Origin of the sequence: Pseudomonas poae RE*1-1-14 (genome assembly GCF_000336465.1) — a bacterium.
Taxonomy (GTDB): domain Bacteria; phylum Pseudomonadota; class Gammaproteobacteria; order Pseudomonadales; family Pseudomonadaceae; genus Aquipseudomonas; species Aquipseudomonas poae.
Genome location: NC_020209.1, coordinates 1,960,425 through 1,984,973 on the forward strand (window position 1 = coordinate 1,960,425; position 24,549 = coordinate 1,984,973).

Genomic DNA, 24,549 nt, shown 5'->3' on the forward strand with positions numbered 1-24,549 from the left:
GAACGCTGCGTTGGCAAGACAGCGAGACAAGCTTTTCGAGGCTCTGTCAGTGATAGCACACAACTGCCTTATGAACGGTTTGGACGTAGAGTCAGTTATGGCACCGTTGAGAAACACCCAATAGATCAGATCAGTAGTCTTCGTATCGACTACAGATTACGGCATGGTGACCTGCCCACAGTGCTAGACAGGACCGTTTCAGCTCTAACGACTACACATTACGGTACACATCCCCTGTCTACTTTTATCCCAGAAGCCAAGCGTTGACATGGGCCTCTACCGCTCGTAGAGTTTGGCGGGTCGCCCTTGAGGCACTTGAGCTTTATCTCCCCTTGAGGGATCTGCAAAGCCCGGTAACGACCGGGCTTTCGCCTTTCTGCTGTGTTGCTCTGAACGTCTCATAAGACGTTCCCTCGTATTCTCCCTTTTATCGCCGTTGTGTTTTAAGCCAGACTCGGATTGCTAAGGGCCCTCGTACTCGCCCTCAGTTTAATCGTATGCGTCCGGCCAAGTCATCTACCCAGCCCCGCTAAGCCAAGACATGGTGTGCACTTAAATTTAAGTGGGCACCAGTTCTAGCCTTTTAATCGGGTATTTCATGCAGCCAACACGCCGTTCTTATTCCAAGTCCTTCAAAGCCCAAGTCATTCAAGAGTGTGCTCAGCCCGGTGCTTCGATTGCCAGCATCGCACTCAGCCATAACCTCAACGCAAACCTCGTCCACAAATGGATTCGGCTGCAATCGCAGAAAAGCACAGCGCTGCAACCTGCATTTATTCCATTACCCGTGTCGCTGGCTGGGGCAAAATCCCATCCGTCATCATCGAACATCTGCGTTGAAATACAGCACCCGCGTGGCACCGTCAAAGTGAACTGGCCCACTGAAAATGCTGCTGCCTGCGCGACCTTTCTTCGAGACCTCCTGCGATGATTCGCATCGACTCCGTCTGGCTCGCCACCGAGCCGATGGACATGCGCGCCGGTACCGAGACGGCATTAGCCAGGGTGATCGCCGTGTTCGGTGCGGCGCAGCCGCACTGTGCTTATCTGTTCGCCAACCGCCGCGCCAATCGCATGAAAGTGCTGGTGCATGACGGCTTCGGAATATGGCTAGCGGCGCGCCGATTAAACCAAGGCAAGTTCCACTGGCCAGGCATTCGCCACGGTTCTGAGATGGAGCTGGATACCGAGCAACTTCAGGCATTAGTGCTGGCCACCGCCTTCTTGATCGTTTCGACCTCGACATCCTAGGCTGCGCAGTGACCTACCTTCTGGTCGGCTTCAGCGCTGAATCGGTGCTCAAGGCGCGGCCGCGTGCGTCGACGTTCGTCAGCCATTTTTAAGGCAGTGTGATGATCCTGCTATCGCCCTGGCCTGATCGGTCGTATGGCCGAAATGCACGCTAGCTTTTACTCTCGCCATTCAGGCTTTGGTCAGTTTTTCGAGAGTCAGGTTGCAACTGGCGTTGCGGAGTTTGCGGGACGACTGAACAATACGCGTAACGCCATCTGGGTCGCTGAGAGCGCTGGCCGGATTGTGGGATCGCTGGCTATTGACGGAGAGGATCTCGGAAACGATGAAGCCCACCTGCGCTGGTTCATCCTTGACGATGGCTGCCGTGGTGGCGGTATAGGTCGTCACCTTCTCACCGAGGCATTAGATTTCTGCGACCGGCAGAATTTCTCAGCTATACAACTTTGGACATTCAAAGGGTTGGAAGCTGCCCGGCGCCTCTACGAATCCTTGGGTTTCGAGCTAACTCATGAAGAGCAAGGCAATCAATGGGGTACGGCGGTCACTGAGCAACAGTTCACGCGTAAACGCTGAGCAGCATTCTATGAAGAGTCTGCAAACTCGCACAAAAGGCTAGAACTGGTGACCACTTAAATTTAAGTGCACACCATGTCTTGGCTTTGCGGAACTGGGTAGATGACTTGGCCGGACGGTTACAAAGATCCCACCTACTCGGTACCTAGGCCCCTATCGATACACGGGTACAGGTAAAGCTTTGCTGGTTTCAGCCGAAACATTCCGAACGGAGAAAAAACTGGCTACGGCAGGCTACTACTGAACCATCCTGGGCTCTATCAGACGTCGACTTCATAGAACGTTCGCCTTGGATAGCTTTAAACAACATCTTCAAGCCCTGAGGCCTGCCATGCTTAGAAATGCTCCTTTGAGTACAAAGCTACTGCTTATTTTGATGTTTCCCCTGTTGGGCTTTCTGGTCTTCGCCGGGATTTTTGTAGCTGACAAACGAGAGACACTGAGCGAGATGAACCGAGCGGTCACCGCTACCGGCACCGCGCAGAAACTCAGTGACGTAGTAACCACTATCCAGCGTGAGCGCGGCGCAAGCGGCGTGTTTCTGGGCAGCGGTGGTAAGACGATGCAGGACAAGTTGAAAGTCTTACGCCAAGAAACCGACCGTGCGGTGAGCGCGATGCATGCGCAATCGACCGAGGGTCTTATCGCGCCTGACAAGATGCTGCGCGCAATTGATGGTTTGGCCGGACTGCGTCAGCAGGTGGACACGCTCGCAATCAATAACGGCGAGTCCGGCACCCGATTCACCGATCTTATCAAAAATTTGATCGGCTTCTCTTACTCACTGGAAACCAGCATTGAGGATCCGGAAATCCTGCGTGGGCTGAGTTCACTCAATCAGTTCGTAGACATGAAAGAGCGCTCTGGTCGAGAGCGTGTACTGCTTGGCCTGGCATTCAACCAAAACCGTTTTGATGCGCCGCTGTTGTCAGGTTTCAGCCGCAACATGGGCGAGTTCTCCGGCTATTTCGAGGCCTTTCAACGCTGGGCTCCTGCCGTGTTCAAAAATAAGCTGGATGCGGTTCTACAACAGCCCGCATCCGTCGATGTAGCTCGCCTGCAAAAACTCGGATTTGATACGCCTCTAGGCGATCCGCTTAATATCAAACCCGAAGACTGGTTCAACCTTTCCACCAGCCGTATCGACATGATGGCTCAGGTCGAGGCTGAACTGGGCCAGACGGTCGTGAGCCTAGCCAATGTCGCGCGTACCGATGCCCAGCGCAGTCTGTATGTCGCAATAGCCACCGTCATTCTGATGTTGATTGCGGTGCTGTGGCTCGCTTCGGTGATTATTCGCAATATCAAAATCGCTGTGGTCGACGTGAACCGCACCCTTATTTCGCTATCCACGCGTGACCTAACTGCCAGAACCCGTTACACCGGCAGAGACGAGTTTGGCGAGATCTCGCGTAACCTGGATAACATGGCCATACAGATCGGTGAAGTGATCCGTGAGATCGGGAGTGCCACGGCGCAGGTCGCGACCGCCGCCGAGCAGTCTTCGGCTGTGGCCCTGCAAACTAGCAATAACGTCGTCCAGCAGCGTCAAGGCACCGATCAGGTGGTCACTGCCATCAGCGAGATGAGCGCCACGGTCAAAGACGTGGCGCGCAGCACTACCGACGCCGCAGAGATGTCGCAGCGCGTTAATGCCAGCACTATGCAGGGCAAGGCTGAAATCGAGAACACCATCAGCTTGATCAAAGGGCTTGAGGTTCAGGCCGAACAAACATCCCGAATCATTGAGGAGCTCAAGGGTGAAAGCTATTCCATCTCCTCGGTTTTGGATGTGATTCGTGGTGTAGCAGAGCAAACCAATCTGCTAGCTTTGAACGCTGCCATTGAGGCTGCCCGTGCCGGTGAGCAGGGTCGTGGATTTGCCGTGGTCGCCGATGAGGTGCGGAATCTGGCCAAAAAGACTCAGGATTCCACCGTCAGTATCCAGAAGATGATCGCCAATCTGCAATCCGGCTCCGACCGTGCCGCCACTTCCATGCAGGAAACTCTAGGGAAGGCTCAAGAAGGCGCGAGCAACGTAGTGCGCGCAGGGGAGTTGCTAGAAGAAATAGCCGAGGGCATCGCGACCATCAGCGACAGCAACATACAGGTCGCCTCGGCGGCAGAACAACAGAGTCAGGTTGCCGAGGAGATCCACCGCAACGTAAACGACATCAACACTCTGGTTATCCAGGTCAGCGCCGGTGCTGAACAAACCGCCGTCACCAGCCGCGAGTTAGCCCGCTTGGCCGAGCAACAGCAGGGGCTGGTGGGACGGTTCAAGGTGAACTGAGTTACAAGTTTTTTTACCGGATGCTCAAATGCCCGAGAGAATGACTTTCGGGTATTTGAGGATTGTTAGGTGAGAGGGTGACGCGCCTATAAGGGCTACTTTGCTCAACGCGATAAACGAGGCTTTTCATGACGCCGGATGAGGTCAGGCCATGGATTATCAGCCGTCCTACGGCTTTCTGAAGGACTGCTTATACCGTTCTGAGTCATACAAGGTGACTTTGGCAGACGCTTACCCAATAAGTGCCCACGGATCTTTAAAAAGGACGCGCTGAGAGTCGTTGTGTCTGCGTATATTTTTATTAGCAACTAATTCAACAGAAATTCGTTCTGTTGAGTCATTTGCAAAGCAGTCTTCTCCAAACGCAGTAAAAACTCTTTCCGGGGCTGTCCTCCGCCATATCCGGCGAGTGAACCATTTGTCGCTATGACACGGTGACAGGGGACAACAATAGATAAGCGATTGTGTCCATTTGCATTGCCCACTGCTTGGCTTGCACCTGGCTTACCAATGCCCCTAGCGATGGCACCGTAGGTTGAAATGGTTCCATAGTCGATTTTTAGAAGCTCTGCCCACACAAGCCTGTCAAAAGAGCTGCCTGGCATATGGAGCGGTACTGAAAACCTTTTTAGCTTTCCATCAAAATAAAGTTTTAGTTGAACTTCGATCTGCTTGATGAAGAGATGCTCGCCAGGCGCGATTGAATACCCATGCCGCCCACGCAATTCGTTTAATTCAGCGGTTAGGGCCGGGCGGTCAAGAAATTCGAGGAGTACCAAACCTCGTTCCTCTGCCATGGCAATCATTGGGCCCAACGGTGTAGTCAGATGGCGATAAAGCAGGAGCGACGTTTCAGCTGCCTTACCAGGGGGAATTTGAAATGTTTTTTTGAAAGCATCTCTAAAGCCACTCAATGACTCGTACCCTAAGTCAAATGCTGTGTTATCCAGCGTTTCGCCCGAAGAGATCCGGCCTAGGGCGACACCGAGCCTTCTAGAACGCATCCATGCATGAAAAGTCATGCCAAAATTTTGTTTGAACCACCTGCGTAAGCGGAGTGGATCGATACCACGCGTAGTTAGTTCAGCATCACTCCAGCGAGCGTCAGGTGATGCAGATATAGAAGCTAGCAGCCCCTTGACCCAATCTGGCGCGGAAGCCGCTAGATCCAATGGCTTGCATCGCAAGCAAGGCCGATAACCTGCTGCCATCGCTTCGTCGGCCTGCGAAAAAAACTCTACATTTTCGGGCTTTGGCTTACGTGCACTACATGTAGGTCGGCAAAAAATACCTGTAGTTTTGACAGCAGTGAAAAAAACGCCCTCATAGGCGGTGTCGCTGCATAGCATCGCATTCACCATCTCGCTTCTGGGCGGAAGAGAGTGATTGTAAGATCTCATAGACCGTAGCCTCGTCCTCGAATGGGAGTGAAAATCGCTTTCGAGGTGCGGGAAACAGCGGCGATTTTCATGCGAATCACAGATTGATAGAGCGAAGATTACTTTTCGCCTAGGTGGTTTTTTTTGCTGCCATAAGGCTATTCAGGTCGCTGTAGGTATATGCGTCCAATGGATACTCGAAAAGCTTCCCCGTTCGCAAGAAGCTCGTTGCTATCGCCTTGTTGGCACCGTATAGGAACTCAGCGATGCTGGATCCGGCGCTTAGCCGGTTGACGCCTAGACTCTTCAATTGATCCATACTGGGCTGGCCGTTCCAGGCAAGCAGGTTGACGGGTAGCCGCGTTGCCTCGCACAGTGTAGCAATGTCGTTTTCCTCAACCATTCCAGCTGCAAAAATGCCGTCTGCACCTGCTTGCTCGAACAGCGATGCACGGAAGAGGGTCTCTGCCAATTGTCGCGCTGGTTCTACCAAACATCGCAGATAAACGTCAGTTCGTACGTTCACGAACAGGTCGATTCCATGCTTGTTTGCTACCTTCTTTGCCATTTCGATTTTTCGCAAAATCAGATCGGTGCTGCCTGTTCCGTCCTCAATGTTTATTCCTACAGCTCCAGTGCTAACTACGCAGTCAATAACTTTAGCAACCGACTCAAGGTCATCGGAATAGCCCCCTTCGACATCGACCGTGAGGGGGACTGTAAGCACTCGAACCATTGACTCAACTGTAGTAGTCAGCAATTTTAGGGGAAGTTGATTGCCATCTTGGTAGCCATGTGCCCAAGCAACGGCGGCGCTGCTGGTCGCGACAGCCTTACTCCCTACGCTCTCGACAATACGTGCGCTGCCAGCATCGCTCACGTTGGCGAGTACCAACAAATTATCTTGGTGAAGGTTGCGAAAAACCGCACTTAGTGGCGTCATTCAGTGGTACCCCGGTGAGAAAAGACAGATGCAGAGCGCGCTATCGTAAGCTGACTACACCGACGTCTCCACCGAGAAATCGACAGTGATTTAAGAGCTAGCGAATTGGACTTGCCCCTACAAAACCGGACACCAACTCCCCGTCAAATTGATGCTGCTACCAAGCGCCTGAACTCCCTCGGTGAGCGATAGTTCAAGGCGCTGTGCGGATGCTGCTCGTTGTAATGCTCGAAGGCAATTGCCAGGTTGCGCAGCGCCGTTTCTCGATCCGGCTTGGGCATGTGCGCAACGTAGTCACGTTTGATCGTCTTCACGAAGCTCTCGGCCATGCCGTTGCTCTGCGGGCTGCGCACCGGGGTGGTCACCGGCTGCAAACCGATCTGTCGAGCAAACAGGCGTGTCTGTTCGGCGGTGTACGCCGAGCCGTTGTCGCTTAGCCATTGAACCGGCGTTGCAGGCAGTTGATCACCGAAGCGTTTCTCTACGCTCTCCAGCATCAAGTCGCGGATGTCATCGCCGCTGTACCCGGTCGGACTCGCGACCCAGCCGATGGCTTCGCGGTCACAGCAATCCAGGGCGAAGGTCACGCTCAGTTTGGCGCCGTCCTCACAGCGGAACTCAAAGCCGTCCGAGCACCAACGCGTATCACTGGTTTGCACCGCAATACGACCCTCGTGCCGACGCGGCACGCCGGGCTGTTTGATGCGCCGCGCCAACAGCAGGTCGTGATCGCGCATGACCCGGTAAACCCGTTTCACATTGATCGCCGGCAGCGACTGGGTTTCACGGGCACGACGCAGCAATCCCCAAACACGACGGTAGCCATAGCTGGGCAGTTCGCTGATCTGTTGCTGGATTTCAACCACCAGATCAGCATCGTCCACAGGCCTGCGGCGCCGTACTTTGAGCGATACCGATTGCTTGATTCGAACCGTTAATTGCGAGCGCGCCACACCGAGACATTCGCTGACCAGCTTCACTGGTCGTCCCCCGGCAACAAAGGTGAGTGCGCAATCCATTTTCGCGACCGGGCGATCTCCACGGCCTCTTTGAGGATTTCTGCTTCCATCGTTTTCTTGCCCAGCATCCGTTGCAGTTCACGGATCTGCTTGAGCGCATCGCTCAGCTCCGAGGCGGGCACAACGGATTCACCGGCACTGACCGCCGACAGACTGCCGTCCTGATATAACTTGCGCCATAGGAACAGCTGGTTGGCATTGATGCCGTTGCGTCGAGCGACCACCGAAACGCTTTGCCCTGGCTCAAGACTCTCGCGAACCATGGCCAGTTTTTGCTCCGGGCTCCAGCGGCGCCGCCGCTCCTGGCCCAAAAGCTCCCCACTCTTGTCGTTGCTATTAGTCATAAACATAACCGTTTGCCTATCCCTTATCGTAAGGGGGAAACGGTGTCCTGTCTTTCATGGGGCTCGTTCACGAATATAGTTTTTGCGGGCTAGGGAGGGCTGAATACCTTCTCAAAAGCCTGCTGAAAGACGTTGCCGTACACATTCAGCCATCGCAGGGATCGGGTAGATGACTTCCCCGGACGCTTACGTTTAATCCAACGAGGTATCTACGAAATCCGGGGCGATTCAAAAGACACTCAAGTGGAAAATGAAAGCAGATTTTGAAGAGCATGCTCAGGGCTTGCTTCGGAACAGATCTGATAAACAGAACAGGTTTCTGGACCGGGCCCTGTTAGGCGGATGCGAACTGGAACCGGGTTGAAGGCTCGCCGGCTGATCCACGCATCTAGGGATAACGTTTCAGTAAGAAATACCATAGATCTTTTGAACCCTCACCAAGTCAATGGATGTTTTCAAACACGCAACCAAGGACTGCTGATGGTGGGCGATGTTGGCTATTTGTCGGGGTTTGGTGGCTTCACTTCGGGCAGGGCTAACGTGTTCTGCACAGGAATCCGTTGCGCAGCATAACGCCGATTGATTTCGTCCAAGCACTCACGCATGGGGGCCTTAGCCTAAGGAACCTAGTAGCATGTTCTCTGTGTGGCCGATACGGCACGTCAACTAACTGTAGGTCAAGACATCATAGGAAGCACTCGCCAAGCGTGAGCACCTAATTGCGGCAGCACGATGACCAAGAGGGCTTAAACATGACCATGCCGATTGAACGTACCCGGGCAGTCATCCAAACGGGGGCGTTTCTGCTCGAGCTCTCCCGAGACTTATCGATGCCAGAAAGGGTACGCCGTGACGCCAAATTCCTCCTGCGTCACTATCCATCTCAGTTTCAGGTGCTTCTGGCAGGACGGATTGAAGAAGCGTCAGATACTGACGTGTCCCCGATGGGCCCAGTCTTCAGCTCCGCAATCGATAGCAGCTACCACACCCCGTTCGTTTGCTCTGCAGCCGACAAAGCTTCCAGAGGACATGCTGGGATCGCGCCATCAAAGCCGTGACTGACGCTCGAAAGGTTGTGTTTTTTACCGGCGCCGGCATGTCTGCTGAACGTGGAGTTCCGACTTTCCGTGACAAACTCACAGGCCTTTGAGAAAGGTACGATCCTGAGCGGTTGGGAACGGCAAAGTTTAGCCTTCAAAAGAACAGCAACACCGAGGACAGCGGAAAGAATGGAGCCCATTAGCACCCCAACCTTCACCTCATCGACCAAATGTAGGTTATCCGGGAAAGCCAGCGCCCCGATGAACAGGCTCATTGTGAAACCAATTCCGCACAGCAGCGCTACACCGTACAGCTGAGACCAATCACATTTCTCAGGCAGCTTGGCCAGCCCTGCGCGAATAGCCAGCGCAGCCAAACCAAACACGCCAATTTGCTTGCCTAGCAATAGCCCAAGCGTTACTCCCAGAGGTACCGGGTCGATCAGGTTATTGGGCGAGATACCGGCAAGAGAGACATCCGCATTGGCAAAACCGAAGATGGGTACAACGGCGAAAGCGACCCACGTGGGCATCACCAGGAACACAATAACGCTCAGTGAGGCCAGCAACATGCTGACCGACAAGCCGCTGGTGTAAAACAGGGCGATGATCAGTACAGAACCAAGGTCATCAAGAATCGCCAGCGCGGACAGAAAGATTCTCAACGAAATGGGCACACGTTTACCGAGCAGCGACAGTACGCCCAAGGCAAACGCGATACCGGTCGCTGCAGGAATAGCCGACCCTTGGCGAACAGTGCACGGTACTCAGCCGCGAAATGGCTGAGCGTCGTCTTGATGGTGATGCCAGGCTGGTTCATGTGGCTGGCAATTTTTTCTTATCAGCTAACACGTAACAGGAAGTCTAAAACCGTAGTTGAATATGCAGATCAATTCGGCTGAGTTTCTCCAAAAAAGCCTCTGCGCCAAGCCTGGCCAGCATCCGCTGACCAGGCAATGCAACTAAAGTCTGCTTGCGCCCCCGTTGCGATCTATCGGTCGATAGACTGGCCGACACACCGTAATCCCGAACAGTCAGGTACTCACCTGCCCTACCGCGCTCAATCCTCGAGCGCACGAACGCGCTGCATGCGCTTCTGCTCTACCGGTGCAGCGGCCACCTGCAGCTCAAAGTCGAAATCAATCCGCGCAAAGCGCCCTTGCACGCCTAACTCCCGCGCCAGTTGCTGATCGTCGCTGAAGCGGATTTCGGCGATCAGTTCATCGCGTGTGGCATACGCAAAATCGTCGTGCAAGTACGGGTCATCCGACAGGTTGATCTGTGTGGTCAGGTGCCGGTAACCCGGTGCCGAAATAAAGAAATGGATATGCGCCGGCCGCTGCCCGTGGCGCCCGAGTTGATCAAGCAACTGTTGGGTCGGCCCGGTCGGCGGGCAGCCATAACCCGACGGCACGATGCTGCGGAAACGATAGTTGCCCTGGGCATCGGTTTCGATGCGTCGACGCAGGTTGAACTCCGATTGCGTCGGGTCAAACCACGAATACGTGCCGCCGGTATTAGCTTGCCACACATCGACAATCGCGCCGGCTAGTGGATTGCCGTCGGTATCGCGCACCTGACCACGCATGAACAGCGGCGCGGCGGCATCGGTCCCATCATCCAGCCGCGCTTCGTACTTGGACAACGGCGCACCGGCCACGTAAAGCGGGCCTTCGATGGTACGCGGGGTGCCACCGGTCTTGCCGGCCTCGACATCGGCGGCGTCCATCAACATGTCCAGGTAATGCTCCAGCCCCAGCCCCGCGACGAGCAGCCCGGCTTCCTGGTTCTTGCCCAGTTCGTTGAGGTAGTTGACCGCCTTCCAGAATTCTTCGGGGGTCACCTCCAGGTCTTCGATGATGTTCACGGTGTCGCGCAGAATTCGGTACACCAACGCTTTGGTGCGCGGGTTGCCGCCATCGTTAAGGTTGCCGCTGGCCTCTTCAAGAAACTGTTGAGCGTGGTCGGTCTGTGACAGTCGGGTGGACATAGTGCATTCCTCATCTTGTAATTATTGGGTGAATGACAGGCTTAGCGGTCATCTTCATGGATCGACGAAGGGTGCCGGCACAAGGCGTTCACTTCGATGGCCATATAAGGGAAGAGCGGCAGTTGCATCAGCAGGTCGTGAAGGTCTTGCACGCTGTCGACATCAAACACGCTGTAGTTGGCGTAATGTCCGGCGATACGCCACAGGTGGCGCCATTTTCCTTCCTGTTGCAGACGCTGCGCCAGGGCCTTCTCATCGACCTTGAGGCTGGCCGCGCGCTCGGGGTTCATGTCCAGGGGCAGGTTCACGGTCATTTTCACATGGAACAACATGGCAGGTGCCTCTCAGTGTTTGTCACGACGAAAGAACGCCAGGCGCTCCTCATCGATGGCCAGGCCCAGGCCCGGTGCGGTGGAGACATGCAGGTGGAAATCACGGTACACCAGCGGCTCCGTGAGGATGTCCTCGGTCAGTAGCAGTGGGCCGAACAGTTCGGTGTCCCACGCCAGTTTGTTCAGCGTGAGGAATGCATGCGCCGACGCCAGGGTGCCGATACCGCCCTCGAGCATGGTGCCGCCGTACAGGCCGATGCCCGCCGCCTCGGCGATTGCCGCCGTGCGCAACACCGCGCGGGGGCCGCCGTTCTTGGCGATCTTGAGGGCGAACACCGACGCCGCGCCTTCGCGGGCCAGGTTGAAGGCGTCCTCCACAGATTCGATGGATTCATCCGCCATGATCGGTGCCGGGCTCGACAGGTTGAGCCGCGCCATACCACCGCGGTTATTGCGGGTAATCGGTTGCTCGATCAGGTCGATACCGTTGTCGCCAAGCACCTTGCACGCGCGCAATGCCACCGCCTCGTCCCACGCCTGGTTAACGTCCACGCGCACACTGGCGCGGTCGCCCAGGGCCTTTTTGATTGCGATCACGTGGGCCAGGTCGTGGTCGACCTCACCGGCGCCGATCTTCAATTTGAAGATGCGGTGGCGGCGCAGGTCGAGCATTTTCTCGGCCTCGGCAATGTCCTTTTCGGTGTCGCCGCTGGCCAGGGTCCAGGCCACCGGCAACGCATCGCGCACGCGGCCGCCGAGCAGTTCGCTGACCGGCAGGTTCAAGCGTTTGCCCAGCGCATCGAGCAAGGCGCTTTCGACGCCGGACTTGGCAAAGGTGTTGCCCCGAATACTGCGCTCCAGGCGCAACATGGCCGCATTGATATTGCTGGCGTCCTGGCCGATCAGCAGCGGCGCAAAATGGCGATCGATGTTGACCTTGATGCTGTCGGGGCTTTCATTGCCGTAGCTCAGGCCGCCAATGGTGGTGGATTCGCCGATGCCCTCGATGCCGTCGGCGCAGCGCACGCGGATGATCACCAAGATCTGGTTCTGCATCGTGTGCATCGCCAGCTTGTGCGGGCGAATGGTGGGCAGGTCGACGATGATGGTCTCGATCGACTCTATGGCGCAAATGGGCATGGCGATACCTGTTGAGTTCTTTTTAGATTTGATCCGATTCTGTTCCCTATTCTTCAGGGCATCCAATATAGAATGAGTCTCGAACAATACCCTTAGGGTATGGAGGGAGTGATCATGGAACTACGTCACCTGCGTTATTTCCAAGCGCTGGGGGCAACCCTTAACTTCACCCGCGCCGCCGAACGCCTGCACATCGCACAACCGCCCTTGAGCCGGCAGATCCAGCAACTGGAGGATGAGCTGGGGGTTGTTCTGCTCGAACGCGGCCGGCCGCTGCGGCTGACCGAGGCCGGACGGTTTTTTTATGAGCATGCCAATGTGCTGCTGGAACAGCTGAACACGGTGTGCGCCAACACGCGGCGCATCGGCCAGGGAGAGAAGACTTGGCTGGGCATCGGCTTTGCGCCGTCGACCCTGTATGGCGTGTTGCCGGAACTGATTCGCATGCTGCGCACCCACGAGGCGCTGGAGCTGGAATTGGGGCTGTCGGAGATGACCACCTTACAACAGGTCGAAGCGCTCAAGGCCGGGCGGATCGATGTGGGTTTCGGGCGAATCCGCATCGACGACTCGGCCATCGTCCAGCGCGTACTGGTGGAAGATCGACTAGTCGCCGTATTGCCCGCCCGCCACCCGTTGCTGGCCGCACCAGCCACCCTCGCCCAGTTGGCCGCAGAGCCTTTTGTGCTGTACCCCGGCAATCCGCGTCCCAGTTATGCAGACCATGTGATCGCGCTGTTCGACGCCCATGGCCTGAGCCTCAAGGTGGCGCAATGGACCAACGAATTGCAGACCGCCATCGGCCTGGTCGGCGCGGGCATGGGTGTGACGTTGGTACCGGCTTCGGTGCAGGTGCTGCACCGCGCGGACATCGGCTACACGCCTGTTGTGGAAACCACTGCGACCTCGCCGATCATTCTGAGCCGGCGGATGAATGACCAGTCGCCGGGGCTTACACATTGCCTGCAGTTGGTGGAAGAATTGATCTGAGTTCCTCCGGCCGGGTTTGTCTGAACCCGGCTACCGTTCGCTCTCCAGCGAACGTGGCATTCAGCAAGCCTTGGAGGCTTCACCCAGGCGGTGATAGGCGCGGTTGAAATATACCAGGCCCTCGTCCGCACCGCTCTGGCGAATGGTCTGCACCTCGCAGTAGAAAATACTGTGGGAACCCACTTCGTGGACCTGCGCGATCCGGCAGTCGAAGTTCACCAGCGCTTCGAGCATCACCGGCGCGCCGCTTTCCAGGGTGGTCCACCCCGTCACAGCAAAGCGCTCATCCATGCTCAGCGTGCGGTCGGCGAAAGCACCGGACAGGTGCTGATGATCGCCGCATAGGGTGTTAACACACACCACGCCATTGCGCTTGAAATGCTCGTTGGAATGAGAGGAACGGTTCATGCACACCAACAGCGTGGGCGGTGAGTCGGTCACGCTGCAGACCGCCGACGCTGTAAAGCCGAACCGTCCTGCGGCGCCATCGGTGGTGATGACCGACACGGCACCGCCCAGCATGGCCATTGCATTGCGAAAGCTGCCTACATCTATCATGGTCGTTCCCCTTAGATATCCAGCACGAGTTTTTTGGATTTGGCTCGTGAACAGCACACTAGAATTTGGTCATTGCCGGCCTTTTCATCGTCCGTGAGGTACACGTCGCGATGGTCCGGCTCTCCTTCGAGCACGTCGCACAGGCAGGTCCCGCACACCCCCTGCTCGCAGGAAATCTCGATCTTGACGCCCACCTGCGCCAGCGCGGCGAGAATGCTCTGCCCTTCGGCCACCTGCACGGTCTTGCCGCTGCGTGCGGCCACCACTTCAAAACTGCCACCCGAGTTGTCCACTTCCACCTGGAAATATTCCTTGTGGATGTGCGACTCGCTGTAGCCCTGCTTGCGCGCGCCCTGGATCACCCAGTCCATGAACCCTGCGGGGCCGCAGGTATACATGTGCACGCCGGCCTCGCCCTTGCCCAGCACCTTGGCCAGATAGAGCTTCTGCTCGGGCCCTTCGTCATCGAAGTGGGTGAACACCTGCGCGGCAAACGGTGCGCTGGCCAGTTCCGCGAGGAACGCACTGCGCTTACGCTCACGCCCGCAGTAGTGCAGTTCGAAAGTTTGGCCGGCCGCGTGCAACGCATAGGCCATGGCAATGATCGGCGTGACACCGATACCGCCACCCAACAGCACTGAACGCCGCGCATCGGCCGCCAGCGCAAACAGGTTGCGCGGCAGGCTTATCTGCACCTCGTGACCTTCGAGCAGGATGTCATGCACCCCGACCGAACCACCGCGCGAGGCCGGATCCCTGAGCACACCCAGGCGATACAGGCTCGGGTCGGCAGGGTTGCTGCACAACGAGTACTGGCGCACCAGCCCCGGCCCGATATGGATATCGACGTGCGCACCGGCATCGAACATCGGCAGCGGCGCGCCGTCACGGCGGGTCAGGTCCAGGACGACAACACCGTCCCCTTGCAGCTCGCGCTTGCGCACGACTACGTCCAACAGTTCTTCAGTCATGGCCATTATTCCATGGAGTTCGCAAAGGCCGCCGTAGCGGCCGGTATCAGTCAGCGCATGAACAGGCCGCCATTCACATCCCAAGTGGCTCCGGTAGCGAAATACGCCTCGGGGCGTGCCAACTGCACAATCAAGTCACCGAGAAAATCCGCATCGCCCAGGCGCTGCACCGGAATATTGGCCATCAGGCCCGGCAAGCGTTCGGCCGGAATCGCCGCGCGCACCGCCGCCGATTCGATAGGGCCTGGGGCAATCGCGTTGACCGTCACCCCGCGCGCGGCAAATTCCTTGGCGAAGATCTTGGTCAGCGTCACGATGCCGCCCTTGCTCGCGGCATAATGCGCGCCGGTCGCGGTGCCGCCGTTTTGCCCGGCCAGGGAGGCCATGTTGATGATGCGTCCATAGCCGGTTTCGGCCATGTGCGCGCCCAGCACCTGGCAGCCAAGGAACACACTGCGCAGGTTCAGGCCGACCACGGCGTCGAATTCCTCGGGGCTGATCTGCATCAGCGGCGTGGTCTTAGTGACGGCCGCGTTATTGACCACCACGTGCAGCGCGCCGAAACGCGCCAGCACCTGCTCCAGGCCCGCTTCGAAATCGGCCTTGCTGCCGGCGTCCAGTTGCAGCGCAAGCGTGTGCTCGCCGGCGGGATCCAACTGTTTGGCGCAGGCTTGCGCGGCGTCAAGGTTGAGGTCGGTAATGACCACCGAGTACCCGGCCCGCAGCAGGCTCGCGCAGAAATGCTGCCCCAGGCCCTGACCCGCGCCCGTCACCAATGCGATCTGGCTCATTTCGGCGCTCCTTAAAGGATGTAGCCGATACCGGCAAGGGCATCGTCACTGTTGATCAGGCTGACCACTTTGCGCTGGATCTTGAAACCACCCTCGCTGCGGATCAGTTGGTAGGTGAGGTCGGCGCTGTAGAACTTCAGGCTTTCCTTGCGGAACTCACGGATGTTCTGCGCGCAGCGCACCGTCACCTGCACGCCGTCATCGGCCAACACCCGAAACCGCGACTGCATGCGCACCGTGCGCGGTTGCGGGCTAGTGGAAATCGATTCGCCGCCGGTCAGGCGTTGCACCCGCAGCTCACGCATATGATGGTCGTCGTAGGCGTAGTTGAGGGTGTTCTCGAAGTCGGTTTCCAGAGGATCGATGGGTATGATGTAGGTGCCCTTCTCGGTCCACATCTTCAACCAGCCGTCGTATTCCCCGTGGTCGAGCATGTCGCCTTCCTGCCAGATGAAAGCGGTCACTTCGTGCAGTAATTGCAGGTTCATAAGGTTCTCCACGGGTCAGGCCGACATCATCTTTTTCCACTGCTGATAGGCCGCGCGCATGCCGGTTTCGGCACTCACATCGGATACCAGCCCGTCTGCACTGGCCTGCTCGCCGGGCAAGCCGCGGTTGAGCATGATCCACAGGCGTTCACCGGCGCTGGCGCCCTTCTGGACCCGTTCCCAGGCCTCGGAATCGTCCGGGGTGCCGAAGCCCATCGGGCCCTGGAAGTGCTCATGCAGACGCAGGCGATAACGGTTGGCCACGGCCGGGCCGCCGTCCATGGTGATCACCGAGTGGTGGATTTCGGTCTCGGTCACCGAGATCGGTTGCAGCACCCGGAAGAACGCCATCGAGCAAGCGACATTGGGGAACAGGTTGAGGTTGAAGCAGGTGCCGCCGACCGCACGCACGATCCGGCGCACCTGTTGCTCTTCGATACCTCCGTCACGCAGCTCGGCCGCGAGGCCTTCGAAGCGCTCGGGGATCGGTTTGTCCAGGTCGGCTTCGAGGTCGATCAGGTCGGGAATCATCACCATCACGCTGTGGCCGTTGCCCAGGTCCTCGACGTAGCCGGGGCCCTTGACGAAGTCGAACAGCGCCAGGGTCTGCTCGTCCACCGACGACAGAAAGCTCTTGTGCACCAACGGGAAGTGGTAGGCGTCGGTGGTGTTTTCCAGCTGGATCTTCCAGTTGCCGGGGAAACGGAAGCGGTGTTCGCCCGGAACCTTGATGCCATAGCCTGCGCCCTGTTTCATGAACAGGTCCATCCATTTTTTCGCCGCGCCGAGGTAGTCCTCCAGCGGCTCGATGTCGTCCTTGAACGTGGCGAAGATCATGCCGGCATAGCTTTCGGTGCGCAGGCTGACCAGCGGCAGCTCGGCCTTGTCGATGCAATCGCCGTAGCTTTCCGGGTGCGGAATACCGCGCAGCGAGCCATCGAGCGCGTAGCCCCAGCCGTGGTACGGGCAGACGAAGCTGTTGGTCTTGCCTTTCTTGTGTTCGCATACGGTGGCGCCACGGTGACGGCAGCGGTTGAGCAGCACGTGCACGTCTTTCTTGCGGTCACGCACCACGATCACCGGCTGCTTGCCGATATAGGTGGTCTTGTAGCTGCCGTTGTCGGGGATCTCGCTTGCGTGGGCAACCCAGATCCAGGTGCTGTAGAAAATCTTCTCCAGCTCGGCGTCGAACAGTTGCGCGTCGGTGTACATCGAGGTGTGGACGCGGTCGGCCTGCACCAGGTCGGCGGGGTCGACGTCAAGGTTTACTGCGGGAATCAGCTTGCTCATGGGAGTGTCCTCGTCGGCATCAAGTACGCTGAATGATCAGCTCGCGCCCAACCCGGGCTTCGATCTTGGTGTAGCGCCACAGCTTGTACGGGCCATCTCCCACGGGTGTTGTGCGAAACAGGTTGCAGGCGGCATGCACGGTATCGATGTCCGGCACGTCGGCCAGCAGGTAGGTGGTCCAGGGGAAGCCATCGGAAGGCCCGACCATGCTCTGGTCGTCATCCATGTTGCCCAGCACCTTGACGCCGGCGAGGTCGTGAATGCCGTTCCACATTGCACTGAACGCTGCCCACACCTGCAATTGCTCGTCGCGCGCGGCATCGAAAAAATTCTGGTTGATGCCCATGCAGAACAGCACGCGCAAGGTCTTTTTATCGCTCATTTTATTTCCTCGACGGTTAGAGGTAGCCAGGCAAAGGCTGTTTGCCGAAGAACATGGCTCCGGCGTTTTGATAGGTGATGTCGCCCATGAAGGCGTGCTGGGTCACCACTTGGGCGTCGTTGACGCAGCGGGCCAGCGGGCTGTCGTTGTACACGCCGCTCATGCCCGAGAGCATTTGCGCGGTACGCGCCACATCGGCGGCGACGCGGGTGGCATGGGTCGACGACAGCCGCAGCAGGTTAGTCGCGGTCACGGGTACCGCGTCGCCGGCCAGGACGTAGTCCCAGGCGCGGTCGATGGATTCGTAGAAAAACGCCCGTGCGGCACGCAACTCGGCTTCGGCACGGGCAATGTCGACCTGGGCCAGGGGCCGATCGGCAATCGCCGGGGCGCCAGTGACCGAGACCCGCCCACTGGCCATGTCGGCCAGGGCATCGAGTGCCGCACGGGCAACGCCCAAGCTGACCACCGAGAGCACCTGGGTGGCGAATGACAGCGATGGGTAGCGGAAGAACGGCTCGTCCAGATTCGGCAAGCCGCCACGCACGAACGTCCACTCTTCGCAGACCCGCACATGTTCGGCGACCAGGTCATGGCTACCGGTACCGAGCAGGCCGACGGTGTCCCAGGTTTCGTCGATGCGGATCGCGCTGCGCGGCATTACCGCAATGCGTGGCAGGCCGAAAGTGTCGCCGTTTTTCGGGGCGATGCCGACGCCGACAATGTCGGAGCCCAGGGAGCCGCTGGAATATTTCCAACGACCATTGACCACAAAACCGCCTTCGACCACTTCCGCCGGTTGCGGCGGGAAGATGCCACCGGCGAACACCACGTCCGGACCGTTGGCATACACCTTGGCGATGCTCTCCAGCGGCAGCGCCGCGAGGTACACCGGGCTCATGCCGAAGCTGGCAACCCAACCGGCGGAACCATCGGCCTGGGCAATACGCTCGATCACCTGGCAGAACTCGGCCGGCGAACACTCCAGGCCACCAAAGCGCTTGGGCACCAGTGCCCGGTAAACGCCGTGCTGCTTGAAGGCCTCGATCACGTCCTGGGAAATGTGGCGCTGGCAGTCGAACTCGCCGGCTCGGGCACGTTCACGCACATCGACCAGCAAGGCTTCGAAGGCGGGGCCACTGGCAAGCGAGCTCACCGTATCAACCGCTGGTTTTTTAAGCGAATGCATAGATTGACTCCGTTTTCAGGAACGGTATTGGGCTGGGCGGGAATTCAGCGTCGAGCGGGGACGCGGGGCGTAACGAGGGCGATGGATCGGCATAGTGGTTACCTTTGTTTTTGTGGGTGCCGTTGGGGTGAATTTGAGCTTGGTTACGTGAATTGTCAATTGATTTATCACGCTTAAAAACAATACTAATCACGTAATATTTTGCGTAAATATTGGATGAAATAAGTATTACTCATTGTTTTAAATGGGATTATCGTTAATAAATTAAAAATTTATTTTTAAAAAATATAAAAATTTAGGAGCGAGCTTGCCCGCTAAAAACCTCAACGATGACGTGTACCACCTGGATAAACGCGGTGTCTGAGAGTTCTTCGCTAGCAAGCTCGCTCCTACAGGGGGTGCTCTGTGCAATTTTTTCAGCGCAGCGGCGAGAACGGCGCCGGCAGATAGACCGTGGAGTGCATCTGCAACAGTTGCGGCGCGGAATTTTCCGGCGGCCAGGCGCCTTCGGCCACGGCGCGAGTGCGCACTTCAAGGCGCTGTTCCAGCGAGCTGTAGGGCCAGATGTGCAAGTAGCGCGGAATCTGCCCACTGGTGGCATAGAACGCGGCATACACCTGGGAATAGTCCGGTCCGGTGCGCCGCTCCACGGCCTTGACCCAACCACGCAACGTCGGTGCCAGCCCGCTGGGCACGAGGTTGTATTCGCGCAATTCATAGAACGGGCCATGAGCCCCGGGAGGCAGCGGTTCGACAAAATCGAAGGCGCTGTAATCATCCACTTGCTGTTCAAGCAGAAATTCGCCGATCGCAAAGCCATCGGACGCCAGCAGATAGCGCTCGCGTTCGCGTTCACGACAGCCGCCATCGTCGAACCCGCGCAGCACCGCGATAAGATTCTGCGAGCCGATTTCCGATACCCAGCAGCCCATCAAATGCACGCCCTCGCCCGCCTCGCGCAAACTCTGCTCCAGGCGTGGCAAGGCTTGCGGCACGGTGCGTACACGCAAGGTGAAGGTCAACAGTTCGAACAGTTTCAAAGCAATCTCCAGGCGCCACGCGCACAGCGCGCCCGCCGTTATCGGCAGTCGCGGAATATGAAAGTCAGGGGTTATTCGTGAGCGCTATCGCTCACCTGTGCGGCAGGCTTGGGCACCGGCAGCTCGGCGTCGCTGCTCCACGCCTGTACCGGGCGGCTGAACAGGTTTTCGGTCTGGAAATGCGCCATGCGCCACTGCCCGTCTTCCTCGGCAAAGCGCACGCTCAGACGCGCGGCGTTGAGGTGGGAGGCGCCGCTGGCGAAGGTGGACGTCTGCAACATCACCCAACTGCCGACCACGGCGGCGTCCCGCGCCTCGATAAGCTCGCTGGCGAGGAAGTGCACGTTGAGGGCAAAGTGCGCCGGGGTTTTCATGTAGCCGGCGAACATCGCGGCAATGGCTGCGCGCCCGCGATAGCCGCCGAAGCTCTGGACGTACTTGGCGCCCTTGCCCTCCCACACCGCATCTTCGGTGAACAAGCCGGCCAGTTCGTCGAGCGGCGTTTGTGCGTCGAGGGCGTCACACAACACCATGTAGCGGTTCATGCAGGCGCGGACGCTGTCCTGGATCTCAAAGCGACGCAGGCGTTGTTCCAAGTCTGCGCGGGGAATGCTTGTGCTCATTTCAGCCACCATGCCCAGCGTACAGGCTTTCAAGCAGGCGACCGGCGATGGCCAGCAGTTGCTCATCCGCGCCCTTGGCGGCCACCAGTTGCAGGCCAACCGGCAGGCCCTCGGCACTGGCTAGCGGGATGCTCAGCGCCGGATGCCCCGACAGGTTGAACGGGCGGACGAAGGCGGTCATGCCCAGCACCGCCTGGGTGTCGGTCGCCTCGGCCAGGGTCAAGGGGAAGTCCGGCATGGTTGGCAGCACCAGCACGTCGACCTGTTGCAGCGCCGCATCGACTTCGGCGGTGAAGCGCAGGCGCACCTGCTCGGCCTCGGCCAGCGCAGTGGCCGTGGTGTTGTCGGCGGCCGCCAGGCGCGCGGCGATGTCGGCGCCGACCTTGCCGGTGTCCAGCAAATGTCCGCAGGCATCGAAGGTCTCGCGGTTGATCACCACCATGCCGGCGTCATAGGCCGCCTTGAGGCTGGGCAGCGTGAGGGGTTCATTGGGCAATTGGCTGCCGGCGATGGCAGCGTCGATCACGCGCTGTACTTCCTTGCTGGCCTGCACCGTCACAATCCCCAGGCGCGGCGCGGCAGGTGTCGGCACGGGCTTGAAGGTCGTGTCGATCGCCTGCATGGCCGTGACCAGCATCGGCAGGCTCGCGGCAAACGGGCCGACACAGTCGAGGCTGCTGTGCGTCGGCATCACGCCACGGCGGCTGACCCGTCCGAACGTCGGCTTAAAACCGAACACACCACAGCAACACGCGGGGATGCGCACCGAACCGCCGGTATCCGTACCCAGGGAGAAATCCGCCAGCCCCGCAGCCACGGCAGCTGCCGAGCCGCTGGAGGAACCGCCTGGAATACGCCCCGGAAAACGCGGGTTCGGCGCGGTGCCGGCCCAGTGATTGATGCCCGTGGTGCCGAACGCCAGCTCGTGCAGACTGGTTTTCGCCGCCAGGCGACAGCCCTTGTCCAGCAAGGCCTGCACCACATCGGCGTGGGCGGTGGCCGGCGCGGCATCCGCCAGGGCCTGGCTCGACGCACGCGTTGACAGGCCGGCGATATCGATAGTGTCCTTGACCATCACGGTCGGACCATCGCCGCCAAGGGAAAGCTGTTCAATCACCAGGGTCATGTCACGTCACCTTCAGTACGAATTACGGAATACGGACGCCCGATGCGCCCTTTCCTTTTTTTCACACTCACCGAATATTACGTGAATTGTCAATTATATTTATGATTGTCGACCCAGACCGCACGGCTCAATAACCGTGCCCAATTCACGAGAAAAGTCTATGATTACTCGCCTCCTCTGACATGAGCACGCCATGACTTCTGTAAAAAAAACCGCAAACCGCTACGACCCCGGCAGCGAAAACTTTCACAAGGAAGACTTTCCGTTCTACTGGCTGGCCATGGTGCATGGCCGCTACAGCCAGTACATGGAAAAGGCGTTGAAGAAAATCGGCCTGGATATCCCGCGCTGGCGCGTGCTGCTGATCCTCAAGGAGAACGGCCAGTCGAGCATTTCTGAGATTTCCACCCACGCGATCGCCAAGCTGTCTACCATCACCAAGACGGTCTATCGCATGAAGGAAGATGGCCTGGTCGATACCGCGCCCTGCGAGGACGACGGCCGCGTCACCCAGGTGCGAATCACCCCCGAGGGCCGCGCGGCGATCGAACGCATCCAGGTGGCGACCCGCGATGTATTCAAACGCAGCTTCACCGGCATGACTGAAGCGCAGATCCAGCGCCTGAGCCGCCTGCTCGAAACGGTGTTCGACAACCTCGGCGAGCCCTAGGCCAGCCGCGACATAGCCTGTCGCGCATAGTCAACTTCCTGGCAGGCTTGAACAAGCAGCCAGGCGCGTATCGGCTTTTAATGCAGAGGTCTTTCGAGCGCCCAACGGGCGCGACGAACCTTTCACTGGAGCCCCGCCATGCACATTGCCTTATTGCCCTCAGTCGTTGCTTTCCTGGGTCGCGATCATTCCAACTTCATCGATGGCGCCGTGCACACCAGCGCGTCAGCGCAGCGCATCGGCGTGATCGACCCCGGCACCGGCGAGACCGTTGCGCAGTTGCGTGATGCGCAGGCCGAAGATGTGAACCTGGCCGTCGACAGCGCGGCTACCGCCTTCAAGGGCGCTTGGGCACAGGTCACGCCTTACCAGCGCGGCGTCCTGCTCAACCGCCTGGCAGATCTGATAGAAGCCAACGGCGAAGAACTGGCGCAATTGGAAACCCTGAGTTCCGGCAAATCGATCAACCTGTCGCGGCATATCGAAGTGGGCCAGAGCGCGGTGTTCCTGCGCTACTTCGCCGGCTGGGCGAGCAAGATCGGCGGCCAGACAATGACCCCGTCGTTTCCGGCCATGGACGGCGAGCAGTACAGCGCCTACACCCTGCGCGAACCGGTGGGCGTGGTGGCGGCCATCGTGCCGTGGAACTTCTCGTTGATGATCGGCGTATGGAAGCTCGGCGCCGCGCTGACTACCGGCTGCACCGTCGTGCTCAAACCCAGCGAATACACGCCGCTGTCTCTGCTACGCCTGGCAGAACTGGCGATTGAGGTCGGGATTCCGGCGGGCGTGATCAACGTGGTCAACGGCCGTGGCCAGGTCGGTCAGCAGTTGATCGCACACCCGCAGGTGCGCAAGGTGTCGTTCACCGGCTCGGTGCCCACCGGCATTGCCGTGGGCAAGGCCGCCATGGCCGCCGACCTGACCCGCGTCACTCTGGAACTGGGCGGCAAGAACGCGGCGGCACTACTGGCCGATGCCAATGTCGATGACGCCGTGGCGCGCTTCGTGCAGTCGGCCTATGTGCATCAGGGTCAAGTGTGCGCCTCACCGGAGCGCTTGTTCGTGCACTGCTCCCTCGTCGAGCAAGTGACGCAGAAGATGGCCGCGATGCTGTCGCAGATGGTCATCGGTTCGCCCCTGGACGAACACGCCCAGTTCGGCCCGCTGTCGAACAAGCCGCACTTCGACAAAATCCTCGGCTTTTTCGACCGCGCCCTGCAGGGCAACCAGGTGGTGTGCGGCGCACGTGCAGTGGACCGCGCCGGTTACTACGTGGAACCGACGCTGATCGTGGCCACCGGCAAGGACGACCCACTGCTGCACGAAGAAACCTTCGGCCCGGTGGTGTGCGTGCTGGGGTTCGACGATGAAGAAGAACTGGTCGAGCTAATGAACGACAGCCCGTTCGGCCTTACCGCCAGCATCTGGACCAACGACCTGTCCAAGGCCTTGCGTCTGATCCCGCGAATCGAAGCGGGCACGGTGTGGGTCAACATGCACACCTTCGTCGACCCCAGCGTGCCGTTTGGCGGGATGAAAGCGTCGGGTGTCGGGCGTGAGTTCGGCAGTGCGTTTATCGACGATTATACCGAGCTGAAATCGGTGATCATCCGCTACTGACACGAAGGAACTTGAGGGCAGATCAAAAGCAGATCTCTATCTACCTGATAGGTAGAGATCCAACATTATTTGTGAACGAGTACGGCAGACACGCATCGCCCCGCCGTACTCAACTGCTCCTCGTTGCCGGCCGGAGTCACGTCCCACGTCACCCAGGTGTAGGCCGACTCATCGTTGAGTTGCACCAACCGGTTGAGATGGATGACGGTGCTCCTGGAGCCCGCCATCAGGTGCTGAACCAGGCCGGTAAGCTGCGCCTTGCCCTGATAACGCTCCGCTACCCCTTCGCCGGTGATCTGGGTCTGCTCGGTGTAGACCTGCTCGACAACTGTCCTGGCGTCTTTCTTCGGCCGGCTGGCGGCAATACCGTTCAGCTTGTTCTCAATGGTGCTCTGCAACGGTTCGGAGGATTGCGCCTGCGCGTGTGGAAAGCCGCAGGCCAGTGCAGCCAGAAGCACAAGGGAAGACGATACTTTCTTGGTCATGAAGCACCCGTTTCAA

At 58.5% G+C, this 24,549-nt stretch carries 24 protein-coding genes and 2 pseudogenes; 8 read left to right on the forward strand and 18 right to left on the reverse strand.

Going from position 1 to position 24,549, the window contains the following annotated elements:
* Positions 1 to 598 precede the first annotated feature (598 nt).
* From tnpA to H045_RS08735, 4 genes and pseudogenes are all read left to right on the forward strand, one after another.
* The gene (gene tnpA / locus H045_RS24440) at positions 599 to 931 is read left to right on the forward strand and encodes an IS66-like element accessory protein TnpA (protein ID WP_015372091.1); all 333 of its coding nucleotides are present in this window, start codon (positions 599 to 601) and stop codon (positions 929 to 931) included.
* The gene (gene tnpB / locus H045_RS08725) at positions 928 to 1,251 is read left to right on the forward strand and encodes an IS66 family insertion sequence element accessory protein TnpB (RefSeq protein ID WP_015372092.1); all 324 of its coding nucleotides are present in this window, start codon (positions 928 to 930) and stop codon (positions 1,249 to 1,251) included. The genes tnpA and tnpB overlap by 4 nt, the downstream gene beginning before the upstream one ends.
* Positions 1,252 to 1,362: 111 nt before the next feature.
* Positions 1,363 to 1,827 (forward strand): annotated as a pseudogene (locus tag H045_RS08730) (GNAT family N-acetyltransferase); the annotation flags it as partial.
* Positions 1,828 to 2,203: 376 nt separating this feature from the next.
* Positions 2,204 to 4,120: a methyl-accepting chemotaxis protein gene (locus tag H045_RS08735; protein WP_015372094.1), complete on the forward strand. Its 1,917-nt coding sequence runs from the start codon at positions 2,204 to 2,206 to the stop codon at positions 4,118 to 4,120.
* 308 nt (positions 4,121 to 4,428) lie between these two features.
* On the opposite strand, the gene H045_RS08740 is transcribed toward H045_RS08735, so the two are convergent.
* The 3 genes from H045_RS08740 to H045_RS24445 all read right to left on the reverse strand — a co-directional run bounded on the left by H045_RS08740 (position 4,429) and on the right by H045_RS24445 (position 7,805).
* On the reverse strand, positions 4,429 to 5,469 hold the full coding sequence (locus tag H045_RS08740) for a bifunctional transcriptional activator/DNA repair enzyme AdaA (RefSeq protein ID WP_235594039.1): 1,041 nt from the start codon (positions 5,467 to 5,469) through the stop codon (positions 4,429 to 4,431).
* A gap of 160 nt (positions 5,470 to 5,629) precedes the next feature.
* Positions 5,630 to 6,442 (reverse strand): isocitrate lyase/PEP mutase family protein, encoded by an 813-nt coding sequence (locus tag H045_RS08745; RefSeq protein WP_015372096.1) that lies wholly within the window; start codon positions 6,440 to 6,442, stop codon positions 5,630 to 5,632.
* A 143-nt stretch (positions 6,443 to 6,585) separates the two neighbouring features.
* A protein-coding gene (locus H045_RS24445; RefSeq protein ID WP_422394203.1) for an IS3 family transposase occupies positions 6,586 to 7,805 on the reverse strand; the annotation gives its coding sequence in 2 pieces (ribosomal slippage) (positions 6,586 to 7,460 and positions 7,460 to 7,805; 1,221 coding nt in all).
* Between the two features lie 758 nt (positions 7,806 to 8,563).
* Between H045_RS24445 and H045_RS25665 the strand changes: the two genes are divergently transcribed.
* Positions 8,564 to 8,863, forward strand: a complete 300-nt coding sequence (locus tag H045_RS25665; protein ID WP_305117495.1) for a BPSL0761 family protein — start codon at positions 8,564 to 8,566, stop codon at positions 8,861 to 8,863.
* A 140-nt stretch (positions 8,864 to 9,003) separates the two neighbouring features.
* On the opposite strand, the pseudogene H045_RS08760 reads toward H045_RS25665, so the two are convergent.
* The 4 genes and pseudogenes from H045_RS08760 to H045_RS08775 all read right to left on the reverse strand — a co-directional run.
* Positions 9,004 to 9,591 (reverse strand): annotated as a pseudogene (locus H045_RS08760) (Na+/H+ antiporter NhaA); the annotation flags it as partial.
* A 314-nt stretch (positions 9,592 to 9,905) separates the two neighbouring features.
* Positions 9,906 to 10,835, reverse strand: a complete 930-nt coding sequence (catA, locus tag H045_RS08765) for a catechol 1,2-dioxygenase (RefSeq protein ID WP_015372100.1) — start codon at positions 10,833 to 10,835, stop codon at positions 9,906 to 9,908.
* A 41-nt stretch (positions 10,836 to 10,876) separates the two neighbouring features.
* Complete coding sequence (gene catC / locus H045_RS08770) at positions 10,877 to 11,167, reverse strand: muconolactone Delta-isomerase (RefSeq protein ID WP_015372101.1); 291 nt, start codon at positions 11,165 to 11,167, stop codon at positions 10,877 to 10,879.
* A gap of 12 nt (positions 11,168 to 11,179) precedes the next feature.
* The gene (locus tag H045_RS08775; protein WP_015372102.1) at positions 11,180 to 12,307 is read right to left on the reverse strand and encodes a muconate cycloisomerase family protein; all 1,128 of its coding nucleotides are present in this window, start codon (positions 12,305 to 12,307) and stop codon (positions 11,180 to 11,182) included.
* Between the two features lie 114 nt (positions 12,308 to 12,421).
* Between H045_RS08775 and H045_RS08780 the strand changes: the two genes are divergently transcribed.
* Positions 12,422 to 13,297 (forward strand): LysR family transcriptional regulator, encoded by an 876-nt coding sequence (locus tag H045_RS08780; protein WP_015372103.1) that lies wholly within the window; start codon positions 12,422 to 12,424, stop codon positions 13,295 to 13,297.
* 60 nt (positions 13,298 to 13,357) lie between these two features.
* Here the strand turns inward: H045_RS08780 and H045_RS08785 are convergent, their stop codons facing one another.
* The 10 genes from H045_RS08785 to H045_RS08830 form a co-directional block, all read right to left on the reverse strand.
* Positions 13,358 to 13,855: a flavin reductase gene (locus H045_RS08785; RefSeq protein WP_003232688.1), complete on the reverse strand. Its 498-nt coding sequence runs from the start codon at positions 13,853 to 13,855 to the stop codon at positions 13,358 to 13,360.
* An 11-nt stretch (positions 13,856 to 13,866) separates the two neighbouring features.
* Entirely contained in the window at positions 13,867 to 14,826 is a 960-nt protein-coding gene (locus H045_RS08790) for a PDR/VanB family oxidoreductase (protein ID WP_015372104.1), read from the reverse strand.
* A gap of 50 nt (positions 14,827 to 14,876) precedes the next feature.
* Complete coding sequence (locus H045_RS08795; RefSeq protein WP_015372105.1) at positions 14,877 to 15,617, reverse strand: SDR family NAD(P)-dependent oxidoreductase; 741 nt, start codon at positions 15,615 to 15,617, stop codon at positions 14,877 to 14,879.
* Between the two features lie 11 nt (positions 15,618 to 15,628).
* Complete coding sequence (locus tag H045_RS08800) at positions 15,629 to 16,105, reverse strand: aromatic-ring-hydroxylating dioxygenase subunit beta (RefSeq protein WP_015372106.1); 477 nt, start codon at positions 16,103 to 16,105, stop codon at positions 15,629 to 15,631.
* Positions 16,106 to 16,120: 15 nt separating this feature from the next.
* On the reverse strand, positions 16,121 to 17,395 hold the full coding sequence (locus tag H045_RS08805) for an aromatic ring-hydroxylating oxygenase subunit alpha (RefSeq protein WP_015372107.1): 1,275 nt from the start codon (positions 17,393 to 17,395) through the stop codon (positions 16,121 to 16,123).
* A gap of 19 nt (positions 17,396 to 17,414) precedes the next feature.
* Positions 17,415 to 17,777: a hypothetical protein gene (locus H045_RS08810; protein ID WP_015372108.1), complete on the reverse strand. Its 363-nt coding sequence runs from the start codon at positions 17,775 to 17,777 to the stop codon at positions 17,415 to 17,417.
* A 16-nt stretch (positions 17,778 to 17,793) separates the two neighbouring features.
* Entirely contained in the window at positions 17,794 to 18,966 is a 1,173-nt protein-coding gene (gene iacA, locus H045_RS08815) for an indole-3-acetate monooxygenase (RefSeq protein WP_015372109.1), read from the reverse strand.
* 416 nt (positions 18,967 to 19,382) lie between these two features.
* Positions 19,383 to 20,006 (reverse strand): NIPSNAP family protein, encoded by a 624-nt coding sequence (locus H045_RS08820; RefSeq protein WP_015372110.1) that lies wholly within the window; start codon positions 20,004 to 20,006, stop codon positions 19,383 to 19,385.
* Between the two features lie 71 nt (positions 20,007 to 20,077).
* On the reverse strand, positions 20,078 to 20,629 hold the full coding sequence (locus tag H045_RS08825) for a nuclear transport factor 2 family protein (RefSeq protein ID WP_041931473.1): 552 nt from the start codon (positions 20,627 to 20,629) through the stop codon (positions 20,078 to 20,080).
* A gap of 1 nt (position 20,630) precedes the next feature.
* On the reverse strand, positions 20,631 to 21,755 hold the full coding sequence (locus H045_RS08830; RefSeq protein ID WP_015372112.1) for an amidase: 1,125 nt from the start codon (positions 21,753 to 21,755) through the stop codon (positions 20,631 to 20,633).
* A gap of 193 nt (positions 21,756 to 21,948) precedes the next feature.
* On the opposite strand from H045_RS08830, the gene H045_RS08835 reads away from it, so the two are divergent.
* Both H045_RS08835 and H045_RS08840 read left to right on the forward strand, forming a co-directional pair.
* Positions 21,949 to 22,425: a MarR family winged helix-turn-helix transcriptional regulator gene (locus tag H045_RS08835; protein WP_015372113.1), complete on the forward strand. Its 477-nt coding sequence runs from the start codon at positions 21,949 to 21,951 to the stop codon at positions 22,423 to 22,425.
* 138 nt (positions 22,426 to 22,563) lie between these two features.
* Positions 22,564 to 24,048 carry an aldehyde dehydrogenase family protein gene (locus H045_RS08840; protein ID WP_015372114.1) on the forward strand — a complete coding sequence of 495 codons (1,485 nt, stop codon included), beginning with the start codon at positions 22,564 to 22,566 and terminating at the stop codon, positions 24,046 to 24,048.
* A gap of 65 nt (positions 24,049 to 24,113) precedes the next feature.
* On the opposite strand, the gene H045_RS08845 is transcribed toward H045_RS08840, so the two are convergent.
* Positions 24,114 to 24,533: a hypothetical protein gene (locus H045_RS08845; RefSeq protein ID WP_015372115.1), complete on the reverse strand. Its 420-nt coding sequence runs from the start codon at positions 24,531 to 24,533 to the stop codon at positions 24,114 to 24,116.
* Between the last annotated feature and the right edge of the window lie 16 nt (positions 24,534 to 24,549).

Bases quoted from the DNA above. Each gene is read 5' to 3' on its own strand.
- tnpA (WP_015372091.1), top strand. From the start codon at position 599: ATGCAGCCAACACGCCGTTCTTATTCCAAGTCCTTCAAAGCCCAAGTC.
- tnpB (WP_015372092.1), top strand. From the start codon at position 928: ATGATTCGCATCGACTCCGTCTGGCTCGCCACCGAGCCGATGGACATG.
- H045_RS08735 (WP_015372094.1), top strand. From the start codon at position 2,204: ATGTTTCCCCTGTTGGGCTTTCTGGTCTTCGCCGGGATTTTTGTAGCT.
- H045_RS08740 (WP_235594039.1), bottom strand. From the start codon at position 5,469: ATGCTATGCAGCGACACCGCCTATGAGGGCGTTTTTTTCACTGCTGTC.
- H045_RS08745 (WP_015372096.1), bottom strand. From the start codon at position 6,442: ATGACGCCACTAAGTGCGGTTTTTCGCAACCTTCACCAAGATAATTTG.
- H045_RS25665 (WP_305117495.1), top strand. From the start codon at position 8,564: ATGCCGATTGAACGTACCCGGGCAGTCATCCAAACGGGGGCGTTTCTG.
- catA (WP_015372100.1), bottom strand. From the start codon at position 10,835: ATGTCCACCCGACTGTCACAGACCGACCACGCTCAACAGTTTCTTGAA.
- catC (WP_015372101.1), bottom strand. From the start codon at position 11,167: ATGTTGTTCCATGTGAAAATGACCGTGAACCTGCCCCTGGACATGAAC.
- H045_RS08775 (WP_015372102.1), bottom strand. From the start codon at position 12,307: ATGCCCATTTGCGCCATAGAGTCGATCGAGACCATCATCGTCGACCTG.
- H045_RS08780 (WP_015372103.1), top strand. From the start codon at position 12,422: ATGGAACTACGTCACCTGCGTTATTTCCAAGCGCTGGGGGCAACCCTT.
- H045_RS08785 (WP_003232688.1), bottom strand. From the start codon at position 13,855: ATGATAGATGTAGGCAGCTTTCGCAATGCAATGGCCATGCTGGGCGGT.
- H045_RS08790 (WP_015372104.1), bottom strand. From the start codon at position 14,826: ATGACTGAAGAACTGTTGGACGTAGTCGTGCGCAAGCGCGAGCTGCAA.
- H045_RS08795 (WP_015372105.1), bottom strand. From the start codon at position 15,617: ATGAGCCAGATCGCATTGGTGACGGGCGCGGGTCAGGGCCTGGGGCAG.
- H045_RS08800 (WP_015372106.1), bottom strand. From the start codon at position 16,105: ATGAACCTGCAATTACTGCACGAAGTGACCGCTTTCATCTGGCAGGAA.
- H045_RS08805 (WP_015372107.1), bottom strand. From the start codon at position 17,395: ATGAGCAAGCTGATTCCCGCAGTAAACCTTGACGTCGACCCCGCCGAC.
- H045_RS08810 (WP_015372108.1), bottom strand. From the start codon at position 17,777: ATGAGCGATAAAAAGACCTTGCGCGTGCTGTTCTGCATGGGCATCAAC.
- iacA (WP_015372109.1), bottom strand. From the start codon at position 18,966: ATGCATTCGCTTAAAAAACCAGCGGTTGATACGGTGAGCTCGCTTGCC.
- H045_RS08825 (WP_041931473.1), bottom strand. From the start codon at position 20,629: ATGAGCACAAGCATTCCCCGCGCAGACTTGGAACAACGCCTGCGTCGC.
- H045_RS08830 (WP_015372112.1), bottom strand. From the start codon at position 21,755: ATGACCCTGGTGATTGAACAGCTTTCCCTTGGCGGCGATGGTCCGACC.
- H045_RS08835 (WP_015372113.1), top strand. From the start codon at position 21,949: ATGACTTCTGTAAAAAAAACCGCAAACCGCTACGACCCCGGCAGCGAA.
- H045_RS08840 (WP_015372114.1), top strand. From the start codon at position 22,564: ATGCACATTGCCTTATTGCCCTCAGTCGTTGCTTTCCTGGGTCGCGAT.
- H045_RS08845 (WP_015372115.1), bottom strand. From the start codon at position 24,533: ATGACCAAGAAAGTATCGTCTTCCCTTGTGCTTCTGGCTGCACTGGCC.